Here is a 12518-nt window from a genome sequence, read left to right on the forward strand (position 1 = left end):
TTAAACGGGTATGACAACTCCCACGCCAATTATGGTGAACGAAACCACAAGGCAAAGAAGCGGTATTCCTTATTGGTGAAGGCTATAAAGGAAACAAGCCGGCGCGGCGCCGGCAAAAACAGCAATCGGGTGGGACACAGGCCTGGCAAGAAGTTATTTACAGTTATCATGGCATCAAAAAATATCAGCCTTACATGGAAAAATAATTATTATTTAATCATTTGTTACATAAAAACACATAAGGTCAATTTATGGCCTGTAAAGAGAATAAACGCCTAATGATGCGTGAATAAACACTAATAACATCTGAGTAGCATTGTGACAAGACCCTTTGCCGCTTAGGCTGAAAAAAAATCCGGAAAATTCCGATAAAACCCGCTATCGTTTTGAAATAAAGCACGATTAATTTCCCATTATGCCGACAAAATCCCATTGCGCAGTTAATATACGCTGATGCTTTATGGTGCATTTTGGCCAATTCCGTGCATGTTTTGTCCTATTTTGATGCTGACCGTTATGAGCATCGCTGCGCGGGGTTAGGCAGGCAATGTTAAGGTGGATTTTTCTGGCGGCCTGCCGTTTTGCTTTCTCCCCCGGCGGTAAATCGCTATTTGGGGCGAATTTTGCAGCCAGTTTGTTAATTAATTGTAATCGTATTTATCCCGACATTTCATCGGTTAACGTAATTAAGGCACCTGTGTAACTTTTGCGGCTACCCCTCCCTGCTGAATGGAGTCAGCATGCATAATTTGTGATATGTATCACATATAACTGCGGTAATACTCTTTAAGATCCCTTTAACGCAAAGCCGGGTAAGCATAAAAAAGCGGCAATTTAACTGAATTTTTTGTTAAAGTAGGTGATTGAAGAAACTCATTAAGTAAAAAGCTCATTGTGCCAATGCATATCCCTGATTGGGCAGATAGACTAACTGATATAATATTAGTCATATATATCTTTGTGGGCGAGGCGGGCAGGCTTTTTACTTAAAGAGTTTAACAATCTAACCCAAAATTTTAACATTTATTAGGAGAGCATTATGGCTGTTACTAATGTCGCTGAACTTAATACGCTGGTAGAACGCGTCAAAAAAGCCCAGCGCGAATATGCCAATTTTACCCAGGAGCAGGTGGATAAAATTTTCCGCGCCGCCGCCCTGGCCGCCGCCGATGCGCGCATCCCCCTCGCCAAGATGGCCGTAGCCGAATCCGGTATGGGCATCGTCGAAGATAAAGTGATTAAAAACCATTTTGCCTCCGAATATATTTACAACGCCTATAAAGATGAAAAAACCTGCGGCATCCTGGCCCAGGACGATACGTTCGGCACTATCACCATCGCCGAACCCATCGGTATCATCTGCGGTATCGTGCCTACCACCAACCCGACATCGACGGCTATCTTCAAGGCGTTAATCTGTCTGAAGACCCGCAACGGCATCATTTTCTCGCCGCATCCGCGCGCCAAGAACGCCACCAACCGCGCGGCGGAAATCGTGCTTAAGGCCGCTGTCGCCGCCGGTGCGCCGAAAGACATCATCGGCTGGATAGACGAGCCGACCGTGGAATTATCCAACCAGCTTATGCATCATCCGCTGGTCAACCTGATCCTCGCCACCGGTGGTCCGGGCATGGTCAAGGCCGCCTACAGCTCCGGCAAGCCTGCCATCGGCGTCGGCGCCGGCAACACCCCGGTCGTGGTGGATGAAACCGCGGACATCAAACGCGTGGTAGCCTCCATCCTGATGTCGAAGACCTTCGATAACGGCGTCATCTGCGCCTCCGAACAGTCGGTTATCGTGGTCGACGAAATCTATGACGCCGTACGCGAACGTTTCGCCAGCCATGGCGGCTATATGCTGCGCGGCGAGGAACTGAAAGCCGTTCAGGGCATCATCCTGAAAAACGGCGCGCTTAACGCGGCCATTGTCGGCCAGGCGGCATCGAAGATTGCCGATATGGCCGGCATCAAAGTGCCGGGCAACACCAAGGTGCTGATCGGTGAAGTGACCGTCGTGGACGACTCAGAACCCTTCGCCCATGAAAAACTGTCGCCGATGCTGGCCATGTACCGCGCCAAGAATTTCGAAGACGCCGTGATCAAAGCGGAAAAATTGGTGGAGATGGGCGGCATCGGCCATACCTCTTGTCTGTACACCGACCAGGATAACCAGCCTGAACGCGTGAATTTTTTCGGCGACAAGATGAAGACCGCGCGTATCCTGATCAACACCCCGGCCTCCCAAGGGGGTATCGGCGACCTCTATAACTTCAAGCTGGCGCCGTCCCTGACGCTGGGTTGTGGTTCCTGGGGCGGGAACTCGATCTCCGAGAACGTCGGGGTCAAGCATCTCATCAACAAGAAAACCGTGGCCAAGCGAGCTGAAAATATGATGTGGCATAAGCTTCCTAAATCCATCTATTTCCGTCGTGGTTCATTGCCGATCGCCCTGGACGAAGTGGCCAGCGACGGCGCAAAACGCGCCTTTATCGTCACCGACCGCTATCTGTTCAACAACGGCTATGCCGACCAGATTACCTCGGTGCTGAAAAACCACGGCATTGAAACCGAAGTGTTCTTCGAGGTTGAGGCCGATCCGACCCTGAGCATCGTGCGCAAGGGCGCCGAGCAGATGATGTCGTTTAAACCCGATGTCATCATTGCCCTCGGCGGCGGCTCGCCGATGGATGCCGCCAAGATCATGTGGGTGATGTACGAACATCCGGGCACCCCGTTCGAAGAGCTGGCGCTGCGCTTTATGGATATCCGTAAACGTATCTACAAGTTCCCGAAAATGGGCGTAAAAGCCAGGATGATTGCGGTTACCACCACCTCGGGCACCGGTTCGGAAGTTACACCGTTCGCCGTGGTCACCGATGACGCCACCGGCCAGAAATACCCGCTGGCGGATTATGCCCTGGTGCCGGATATGGCGATTGTCGACGCCAACCTGGTGATGAACATGCCTAAATCCCTGTGCGCCTTCGGCGGCCTGGATGCGGTAACCCATGCGCTGGAAGCCTATGTGTCCATTATGGCCACCGAGTTTTCCGATGGCCAGGCGCTGCAGGCCATTAAGCTGCTTAAAGAATACCTGCCGGCCAGCTATCATGAAGGCGCCAAGAACCCGGTGGCCCGTGAACGCGTGCATAACGCCGCCACCATCGCCGGTATTGCGTTTGCCAACGCCTTCCTCGGCGTATGTCACTCCATGGCCCATAAACTGGGGTCGGAATTCCACATTCCCCATGGCCTGGCCAATGCTATGCTGATCTCCAACGTGATCCGCTACAACGCCAACGACAACCCGACCAAGCAGGCCGCGTTCAGTCAGTACGACCGTCCGCAGGCACGCCGTCGCTACGCCGAAGTGGCGGACCATCTGGGCCTGAGCAAACCGGGCGACCGTACCGCGCAGAAGATCGAGAATCTGCTCGCCTGGCTTGACGAAATCAAGGCAGACCTGGGCATCCCGACCTCTATTCGCGAAGCCGGCGTGCTGGAAGCAGACTTCCTGGCAAAAGTCGACAAGCTGTCGGAAGATGCGTTCGATGACCAATGTACCGGCGCCAACCCGCGTTATCCGCTGATTGCCGAACTTAAGCAAATCCTGATGGATACCTACTATGGCCGTAAATTCGTCGAACCCTTTGAAAACGCCGTCGCGGCGGCCAATGCGCCCGCCCCTGTCGGTAATATCAAAGCGACGATAAATGACGTCGTGAAATCCGAGAAGAAAGGCAAGAAAGTCACCAGCTGATACTGCTGATGCCTGTTAGTCCCCCGTTCCGGCGGGGGAAACGCCAAAAAGCCCCGTAAGGGGCTTTTTTGTGTCCGCAGCGCTATCACTACGCCCCCGCCTGGGGATGCGCGCTACGGCCCGCCTGGGCCGTTTAACGCGCTATCGCAACGCCAGCGCCGTACGGGGTATTCATAACTCCGGGTGCCCTTGCCTGCCTTTAGCCGTCCCCGGCGCGTCCCACCGCCCAGTCCTCAATACCGTTCCCGGCTTTCGCCGGCAACGCCGCCACTCGTAGACAAAGACCGCTGAAGGCCCCTAAAGGCCCCGACACGGGATTCCCGGGCCTGGGCGCGGCCGACGCCCAGGCCCGGTCATTGGCAGCCGCTGCGCGCCGCCTGGGCGGTTTAAGCGCGCGGGCTGCCTGCCTGGCGGATTCGCCGCCGGTCGGGACCGGCGCGAACCTAAGCCGACGGCGTCAGGCGCGTGTAACCTGGCACGGACACATCCTGTTCCAGCGCCTGTTTGTAATGTTTGCGGCAAACGGAGACATAACGCTCATCCCCGCCGATAACCACTTGTTGCCCATCATGCACGGGCTTGCCCTCGTCATTTAGCCGCAATACCCGGTTCGCCTTGCGACCGCAATAACAGATAGTTTTCAGTTCAATCAATTTATCCGCCCAGGCAAGAAGATATTGACTGCCGGGAAACAATTCCGCGCGAAAATCCGTTCTTAAGCCGTAGCAGAGCACCGGAATATCGAGCTGGTCCACGACATCGGACAACCCGTTAACCTGTTCCCGGGTTAAAAACTGGCTTTCGTCGACTAACACGCAGTGCAACGGCTCAAGCTGATGCGCCTGCGTGATGACGGCCAGTAAATCGGTATCGGGGCGGTATAGCTCGGCCGGCGAGGAAAGGCCGATACGGGAACGGACCTGCCCGCGCGCGAAGCGATTATCTATTTCCGCGGTAAATACCAGCGTACGCATGCCCCGTTCCTGATAATTATAGGAAGATTGCAGCAGCGCCGTCGATTTACCCGCATTCATCGCAGAATAATAAAAATATAGTTGAGCCATCAGCCCCATACCCCGGTGAAAAATCATGACATAATTAATATGACCATAAGTGTATCATATTCTTTAACACAAAGGCCCACCCCGCCCCGCGTCGGATTCACTCCCCCCGCCCTGCGCGGCGGTTGGCCGGGCCGGGTCTAATAAGGCGCCCCCGCCGCAATGAATAAAAATAGTGTAATTTTATTGAATCATTTACAGGCTACTTTACCATTCACCCTCCGGTCATTTGCCAGGCGCGCTTACCCCGGCGCCAGGTCGGACCTTCATTAACCGGCGGAGGTTAATGGGGGGCTTATAACCCTGCTATTTCCCCCTGATATAAACATGGCTCATAATGAAACGTCTTGTGCAATATGCGCTCCATAAAGTGCAGTAGGGGAAAAACGCAACATGGCGAATCAATTTGTCGTTACTCGCCCCAAGCCTTATATTTACTGTCGTTTGGCTGCGGTGGTTTAAAAAAAAGATTATTTTTTACTTTACTTACAAACTAGCTATTGCAGAAAAGAAACTACCGCTCTATTATTACCCCGACGCCCCATTTATATTATTCGAGATTAGGACAATGAGCGAAGCACTTAAAATTCTTAACAACATCCGAACTCTGCGTGCGCAAGCGAGAGAATGTACCCTGGAGACTCTGGAAGAAATGCTGGAGAAACTTGAGGTCGTTGTCAACGAACGCCGTGAGGAAGACAGCCAAGCACAGGCTGAAATCGAAGAACGCACCCGCAAATTACAGCAATATCGTGAAATGCTGATTGCCGACGGTATCGATCCGAATGAATTGCTGCAAACCATGAGCGCTTCTAAAGCAACGGGTAAAACCAAGCGTGCGGCACGTCCGGCTAAATATCAGTACACCGATGAAAACGGTGAAATCAAAACCTGGACCGGCCAAGGCCGTACGCCTGCCGTCATCAAGAAGTCTATTGAAGATGAAGGCAAGACGCTGGACGATTTCCTGCTTTAATCCAAATTACCGCTATTATAAATACCCGTTTGAATACTCAGCGGGTGTTTTTTTTACCGGTAAGCAAACCTCAGCTCATAATGTGCATAAATTATGAGCAGCATTATTAGCATAAGAAACATTTGGCGTTCGATCCGGGTGCCAGGCAATTTGTCCTTTACTGCCGCCGCCGGTGGAGTGATTAACCGTTAGCGGGCAGCGCTCACAAAAAGGCGACCTGAAGGTCGCCTTTTTGACATTAATCGCAACATCCCCCTAAAGTCATTGGTGATAATAATCACGATACCAATTGACAAAATGTTGTATTCCTTCCGCTACCTCCGTCTGCGGTTTAAAACCAATGGCTGCGTACAACGCCGCGGTATCCGCGCTGGTTTCAAGCACATCGCCGGGCTGCATCGGCAATAAATTCATCTCGGCCTTAATGCCCAGCGCATTTTCCAGCGCCTTGATGTATTCCATCAATTGGACCGGTTGACTATTGCCGATATTATATACGCGATACGGCGCGGAACTGGTGGCGGGAGACCCGGTTTCCACCGTCCATTGGCTGTCCGCCGTGGGAATGACATCCTGCAAACGGATAATGGCTTCCGCGATATCGTCTATATAAGTGAAATCACGCCGCATCTCGCCGCGGTTATACACATCGATAGGTCTGCCGGCAAGCATGGCTTCGGTAAATTTAAACAATGCCATATCCGGCCGGCCCCAGGGGCCGTATACGGTAAAAAAACGCAGACCCGTGGTTGGCAGTTGATAAAGATGTGAATAAGTATGAGACATTAACTCATTGGCTTTTTTCGTCGCCGCGTACAATGACACCGGATGATCCACCGTATCGTCGGTGGAAAACGGCATTTTACGATTGAGGCCATATACCGAGCTGGATGAGGCATAAAGCAAATGCCCGACGCCATTGTGACGGCACCCTTCCAGTATATTCAGATGGCCGATAAGGTTGGAGTCCGCGTACGCCAGGGGGTTTTCCAGCGAATAACGCACTCCCGCCTGCGCGCCCAAATGGATCACGCGTTCGAACCCTTCCCCGGCGAATAGGGACGCCATTCCCTGGCGGTCGGCTAAATCCAGCCGATGAAAGGTAAAGGCGGTGTCGCCCTGCAATTGCAGCAGCCGCGATTGCTTAAGGCGGACGTCGTAATAGTCGTTCAGGTTATCAATGCCGATGACCTGATGGCCGTCAGCAAGCAGGCGCCTGCTGACGTGATAACCAATAAAACCCGCGGCGCCGGTGACCAAAAATTTCATGGGGCCCCTCTTACTTATAAGACGCGAGCGAAGCCCCACGACCTATGGCGTAATACGTGAAACCACGGCTGGCCAGGCGTTCCGGATCGTACAGGTTGCGTCCATCGAAAATGACCGGCTGCTTTAACGCCGATTTCAGCATATCAAAGTCAGGCGCGCGGAAATTTTGCCATTCGGTACAGATAACCAGGGCATCAGCTCCCTGCAGCGCGGCTTCCTTGGTGCCCATTAGCTTCAGGTCGGCACGGTGGCCGTAGATGCGCTGGGTTTCGTCCATCGCTTCCGGGTCAAAAGCCTGTACCTGCGCCCCGGCCTGCCATAGCGCTTCCATTAATACCCGGCTGGAGGCTTCGCGCATATCGTCGGTGTTGGGCTTGAAGGAGAGGCCCCACAAGGCAAACGTTTTGCCCGCGAGATTGTCGCCGAAATGACGCTTGATAAACTGCGGCAGCTTATCCTTTTGCTGGTAGTTAACGTCTTCCACCGCCTGCAGCAGTTTGGGCTGGTAGCCGATATGCTCGGCGGTGCGGATCAGCGCCTGCACGTCTTTAGGGAAGCACGAACCGCCGTAGCCGCACCCAGGGTAGATAAAGTGATAGCCGATACGCGGATCCGAGCCAATGCCCTGGCGCACTTTCTCGATATCCGCGCCCAGCAGCTCCGCCAGGTTGGAGATCTCGTTCATAAAGCTGATCTTGGTGGCCAGCATGCAGTTAGCCGCATATTTGGTTAATTCCGCACTGCGGATATCCATCAGGATCATACGGTCATGATTGCGGTTGAACGGTTCGTAAAGTTCACGCAGCAGTTCAACCACGTCATCGTTATCGGTACCGACCACGATACGCTCGGGACGCATACAGTCGGCCACCGCGGCGCCTTCCTTAAGGAACTCGGGATTGGAGACCACGTCGAAAGTCAGCTTGCTGCCGCGCGCCTGTAGGGTTTCCTGCATAACGGCGCGAACTTTATCCGCCGTGCCGACAGGTACGGTGGACTTGTCCAGCACCACTTTATGATCGTCCATATACTGGGCAATGGTCCGGGCCACCGCGGTGACGTATTGCAGATCCGCCGAGCCGTCCTCGTCGGGAGGGGTGCCCACCGCGATAAACTGCATGATGCCGTGGCTAACGCCGGCCTTGGCGTCGGTGGTGAACTGCAGCCGGCCTGATTCGTAGTTCTGCTGCACCAGCGGGGTCAGCCCTGGTTCATAGATGGGGATGTTGCCGTTTTTCAGATTCTCGACTCTACGCGCGTCGACATCGACGCAAAGCACGTCGTGACCCACTTCAGCCAGTACCGCCGCTTGCACCAAACCAACATAACCGATACCAAACACAGTCACTTTCATGTTGAAATTCCTGGTAAAAAAATGCGCTCAAAAAAAAATCAATCCACGATGGTTTCTTTTAGCCATTGGGTAAATTCTTTGCCCAGGCTTTCATGACGAATGCCATATTCGACGAAGGCTTCCATGTAACCCAGTTTATTGCCGCAGTCGTGGCTCAGCCCCTTCAGGTGATAGGCTTCCACCGTTTCTTTTTCCATCAGCATGGCGATGGCGTCGGTGAGCTGGATTTCATTGCCGGCTCCCGGAGGCGTTTTAGCCAGCAGCGGCCAGATATCGGCGGACAATACATAACGGCCCACCACCGACAGGTTGGACGGCGCGTCCTCGGCGGCGGGTTTTTCCACCACGTTGACCATCGGCGCGCTTTCGCCGGGTTTCAATTCTTTGCCCTGGATATCCACCACGCCGTAGTTGGTTACGTCTTCCACCGGTTCAACCATGATCTGGCTGCGGCCCGTTTCGGCGAAGCGCGCCAGCATTTCGCTGAGATTTTCGGTTTTCAGGTTGGATTCGTATTCGTCGATAATGACGTCCGGCAGGATAACCGCCACCGGTTCGTCGCCCACCAGCGGATGGGCGCACATAACCGCATGTCCCAGCCCTTTCGCCAGGCCCTGGCGCACTTGCATGATGGTGACGTGGGGCGGGCAGATGGCCTGGATTTCAGCCAGCAGCTGGCGCTTAACGCGTTTTTCCAGCATGGCTTCCAGCTCAAAGCTGGTATCAAAATGGTTTTCGATGGAATTTTTAGAAGAATGGGTGACCAGGATAATTTCGTTAATGCCGGCAGCGATACATTCGTTGACAACATATTGAATCAGGGGCTTATCGACTAAAGGTAGCATTTCTTTCGGTATAGCCTTGGTCGCCGGCAACATACGCGTTCCCAAACCGGCCACAGGAATCACCGCTTTTCTTACTTTGGTATTAATTGCAGACATCAACCACCTCTCTCTTATCATCAAGATAATAAATTTTTTTATCTAATTTTAAACCTATCAAGTATATCAGTTTACGAAGAAGGTGCCTGATGAAAGGAGGGGTTTGTGAAGAAATTAGGACAATTACCCATTTTAGAACGGGTTATAAATTAATAACTTGGCTGGTCAAATAAACGGCAACCTGCAACGCATGCCGCAGGATGCGATTATTCCGTGGACAGCATTAACCGTAATCTGCCGCCCGCGCCCCAGACCTGGCACTGCCAGGCGTCGCAATGCTGGCTCACCTGGTTTAAATAGGCGCCGCTCATCGTGCCCAGCGGCACGCCGCTATTGAGCTGGATTTGCTGCTCATTGGCGCTGAGCGTGGCGTTCAACCCCGCCGATACCAAAATCAGGTTATTCAGGCCGCGGTGGTAGTACCCCACCAGCAGGGGAAACTGTCCGTCCAGGTTGGCCTTGCGCAGCAGTTGGTTCACCTGTTTCAACAGGGTGGTAAGCTCCGGCAGGCGATGGGCGCGATTGGCCAGATGCGCCTGCAGCAGCCCGTTAAACAAGGCGCGCAGCAGCAAGGCGGCCAAAACGCCTTTTTCTTCCGCCCGGGTCACATCCAGACAATAGAAGGCCAGATCGTGCTCGGATAAAGCGGCGATATCCAGCACCAGTCCAGGCTGCTCGGCCATGGTAAGTTGCCGGTAGGTCACCCGGCAGCGGGCAATATTCTGCTGCACCGGCGGCTGCAATTGCTTGAGCAGCTTAGCGGCGGCGCCGGGGTGCTGGCTTAAGGCGTCCCAATCCTGGAACAGTTGCTCTTCTTCGTCCACCTGCGAGGTAAACATATCGGGGTAAAGGCAGCCAAGCACGGTTTCCCGCAGACGGACAAAATCATCAAGGGGCTTGAGCAGCACATCCTGCACCCCAAGCCGCAGGACCTTGGCGATATCGGTCATCTGATCGGTACCGGAAACCACCAATACCGGCGTGGCGGCATCCACCGAGCGGAAACGCTCCACAAACGTCAGGCCGTTCATTTCGGCCATTTCAAGATCGCAGATTACCAGGTCCGGTTTAGTGATAGGCAGCATGCTCAGCGCTTCGCCGCCATGGGATGCTTCATGAACAACGGCCCCCAGCGACTGAAGAAATTGCGTCAGTACGGAGCGAAAAACAGCCTCGTCCTCAACAACTAAAATTTGTTTGTTTACTAACGGCTTCGCCATCAAAAACCTCTTTTTCCAATCAGCTTAACAGCGGCTCAAGCAGACCACTTTTACTTTTAAGAAATCTCAGGGGCTGATTAGTGTGTTGCTTATAATTTATGCGTTCCTGCGTTTGAACAGCAATCGGCTACATTGGTTACCGACCTATCCCCTGATACCCCATTCAACAAGCCGGATAACCTTCTCGACGGCGTTAAAATGATGTTGCTTAAGTAAGGAGCGTAGTAGTCATTAGGTAAAAATGCACCCTTTCCGGGCAAAATGATGGCGGTTTCGGCATATTTTGACAAGGATAAATAGCCTTTTCGTTGTAAAACCATATGCTTTTTTGTTCAAAATCATTGATTTTTTGCCTTGGCTTGAGGTATGGCATAAAATAGCGTCTTTACAGTCCGCGCGCCGTACCCGGCGCCGGATCTGACCGGTAGCAATGGTAATACAAGGCGGCTTTGCCGTCGTGACAAGAGGTGTTGTGGATATTCTTTGCCCATGCGATAGCGGCCTGCCTCCGGACCAGTGTTGCGCTGCGTTTATCAGCGGCGCCCGCCCGCCCCGGACGCCGGGCCAGTTAATGCGATCGCGTTATACCGCGTTCACGCAACGTAACGTCGATTACCTGATTGCCACCTGGCATCCGGACTGCGAAGCGGCGCGCTGGCGCGCTGAATTAACCGCCCAATGCGCGGTAACGCAATGGCGCGGGCTTGTGGTCAAGGCGGAATCCGCCGGCCGGGACGCGCAGGAGGGCTATGTTGAATTCATCGCCCGCTTTTTTGATGAGCAGCGGCAGCGGCCGGGCTTTATCCATGAACGTTCACGCTTTGTCCGCATGGACGATCGCTGGTATTATGTCGACGGCCTGCATAAGCAGCCCGCCAGAAACGAGCCCTGCCCCTGCGGCTCGGGTAACAAATACAAGAAGTGTTGTGGACGCTGACCCGGCCGGTTCGTTCCGGTATGCTTTTCATGACATATCATCGGCTTCGACAGGATCAGCAAGTTAATGCAGTCGCAAACTATACAAAGAAAAATTTTACGCACCATTTGCCCGGATGAAAAAGGCCTGATCGCGCAAATCACCAGTATTTGTTTCAGCCATCATTTAAACATCGTGCAAAATAACGAATACGTTGATCATCGCAGCGGGCGTTTTTTTATGCGCACCGAGCTGGAAGGCGTATTTGACGACGCGCGGCTGCTGGCCGACCTAGATCGGGTTTTACCGGCCGGCACGGTGCGCGAGCTGAACCAGGCCGGGCGGCGCCGCATCGTGGTCCTGGTGACCAAGGAGGCGCACTGCCTGGGCGATTTGCTGATGAAAAGCACCTACGGCGGGCTGGATGTGGACATCGCCGCGGTGATCGGTAATCACGAGACGCTGCGCACGCTGGTGGAGCGGTTTGAAATTCCCTTTCATCTGGTCAGCCACGAAGGGTTTACCCGCGAAGAGCACGATGCGCGCATGGCGGAGCAGATCGATGGCTACCACCCTGATTATGTGGTCCTGGCCAAGTATATGCGCGTGCTGACGCCTACGTTTGTGCGCCGCTATCCCAACCAGCTTATCAATATTCACCATTCGTTCCTGCCCGCCTTTATCGGCGCGCGGCCCTATCACCAGGCTTACGAGCGCGGCGTAAAGATCATTGGCGCCACCGCCCATTACGTGAACGATAATCTGGACGAGGGGCCTATTATCAGCCAGGACGTGATTAACGTCGATCATACCTATACCGCGGAGGATATGATGCGCGCCGGCCGCGACGTCGAGAAAAACGTCCTGAGCCGGGCATTGTACCGGGTGTTGGCGCAGCGGGTCTTTGTTTACGGTAACCGCACCATTATCTTGTGAGGGGTTCCAGGGCGGTTTTGCCGCCTTGTGCCGAAAAAAACGGCAAGTGAATCATTTAACGCAAGTTTGTTCTTTACAGTGCCGT

The 12518-nt window shown here is 53.6% G+C and carries 9 protein-coding genes; 4 read left to right on the top strand and 5 right to left on the bottom strand.

The window, feature by feature from the left end:
• Positions 1-1039 precede the first annotated feature (1039 nt).
• A complete protein-coding gene (adhE, locus tag ACL2XG_RS04570) occupies positions 1040-3760 on the top strand; it encodes a bifunctional acetaldehyde-CoA/alcohol dehydrogenase (RefSeq protein WP_410015248.1) in 2721 nt (906 codons plus the stop codon).
• Positions 3761-4203: 443 nt separating this feature from the next.
• Here the strand turns inward: adhE and ACL2XG_RS04575 are convergent, their stop codons facing one another.
• A complete protein-coding gene (locus ACL2XG_RS04575) occupies positions 4204-4824 on the bottom strand; it encodes a thymidine kinase (protein ID WP_410015249.1) in 621 nt (206 codons plus the stop codon).
• 565 nt (positions 4825-5389) lie between these two features.
• Between ACL2XG_RS04575 and hns the strand changes: the two genes are divergently transcribed.
• Entirely contained in the window at positions 5390-5797 is a 408-nt protein-coding gene (hns, locus tag ACL2XG_RS04580; RefSeq protein WP_410015250.1) for a histone-like nucleoid-structuring protein H-NS, read from the top strand.
• Between the two features lie 261 nt (positions 5798-6058).
• On the opposite strand, the gene ACL2XG_RS04585 is transcribed toward hns, so the two are convergent.
• The 4 genes from ACL2XG_RS04585 to rssB all read right to left on the bottom strand — a co-directional run bounded on the left by ACL2XG_RS04585 (position 6059) and on the right by rssB (position 10581).
• Positions 6059-7066, bottom strand: a complete 1008-nt coding sequence (locus tag ACL2XG_RS04585; protein ID WP_410015251.1) for an NAD-dependent epimerase — start codon at positions 7064-7066, stop codon at positions 6059-6061.
• A 10-nt stretch (positions 7067-7076) separates the two neighbouring features.
• Positions 7077-8420 (bottom strand): UDP-glucose dehydrogenase family protein, encoded by a 1344-nt coding sequence (locus ACL2XG_RS04590; protein ID WP_413722779.1) that lies wholly within the window; start codon positions 8418-8420, stop codon positions 7077-7079.
• Positions 8421-8458: 38 nt separating this feature from the next.
• The gene (gene galU / locus ACL2XG_RS04595; RefSeq protein WP_410015253.1) at positions 8459-9361 is read right to left on the bottom strand and encodes a UTP--glucose-1-phosphate uridylyltransferase GalU; all 903 of its coding nucleotides are present in this window, start codon (positions 9359-9361) and stop codon (positions 8459-8461) included.
• Positions 9362-9567: 206 nt separating this feature from the next.
• Entirely contained in the window at positions 9568-10581 is a 1014-nt protein-coding gene (gene rssB / locus ACL2XG_RS04600) for a two-component system response regulator RssB (protein WP_410015254.1), read from the bottom strand.
• 430 nt (positions 10582-11011) lie between these two features.
• On the opposite strand from rssB, the gene ACL2XG_RS04605 reads away from it, so the two are divergent.
• Both ACL2XG_RS04605 and purU read left to right on the top strand, forming a co-directional pair.
• Positions 11012-11518, top strand: coding sequence for a YchJ family protein (locus ACL2XG_RS04605; RefSeq protein ID WP_413722777.1), 507 nt, complete (start codon positions 11012-11014; stop codon positions 11516-11518).
• Between the two features lie 66 nt (positions 11519-11584).
• Positions 11585-12433 (top strand): formyltetrahydrofolate deformylase, encoded by an 849-nt coding sequence (purU, locus tag ACL2XG_RS04610; RefSeq protein ID WP_410015256.1) that lies wholly within the window; start codon positions 11585-11587, stop codon positions 12431-12433.
• Positions 12434-12518 lie beyond the last annotated feature (85 nt).

Origin of the sequence: Sodalis sp. RH24 (genome assembly GCF_047324145.1) — a bacterium.
Taxonomy (GTDB): Bacteria; Pseudomonadota; Gammaproteobacteria; order Enterobacterales; family Enterobacteriaceae; genus Acerihabitans.

Bases quoted from the DNA above. Each gene is read 5' to 3' on its own strand.
- adhE (WP_410015248.1), top strand. From the start codon at position 1,040: ATGGCTGTTACTAATGTCGCTGAACTTAATACGCTGGTAGAACGCGTC.
- ACL2XG_RS04575 (WP_410015249.1), bottom strand. From the start codon at position 4,824: ATGGCTCAACTATATTTTTATTATTCTGCGATGAATGCGGGTAAATCG.
- hns (WP_410015250.1), top strand. From the start codon at position 5,390: ATGAGCGAAGCACTTAAAATTCTTAACAACATCCGAACTCTGCGTGCG.
- ACL2XG_RS04585 (WP_410015251.1), bottom strand. From the start codon at position 7,066: ATGAAATTTTTGGTCACCGGCGCCGCGGGTTTTATTGGTTATCACGTC.
- ACL2XG_RS04590 (WP_413722779.1), bottom strand. From the start codon at position 8,420: ATGAAAGTGACTGTGTTTGGTATCGGTTATGTTGGTTTGGTGCAAGCG.
- galU (WP_410015253.1), bottom strand. From the start codon at position 9,361: ATGTCTGCAATTAATACCAAAGTAAGAAAAGCGGTGATTCCTGTGGCC.
- rssB (WP_410015254.1), bottom strand. From the start codon at position 10,581: ATGGCGAAGCCGTTAGTAAACAAACAAATTTTAGTTGTTGAGGACGAG.
- ACL2XG_RS04605 (WP_413722777.1), top strand. From the start codon at position 11,012: ATGGTAATACAAGGCGGCTTTGCCGTCGTGACAAGAGGTGTTGTGGAT.
- purU (WP_410015256.1), top strand. From the start codon at position 11,585: ATGCAGTCGCAAACTATACAAAGAAAAATTTTACGCACCATTTGCCCG.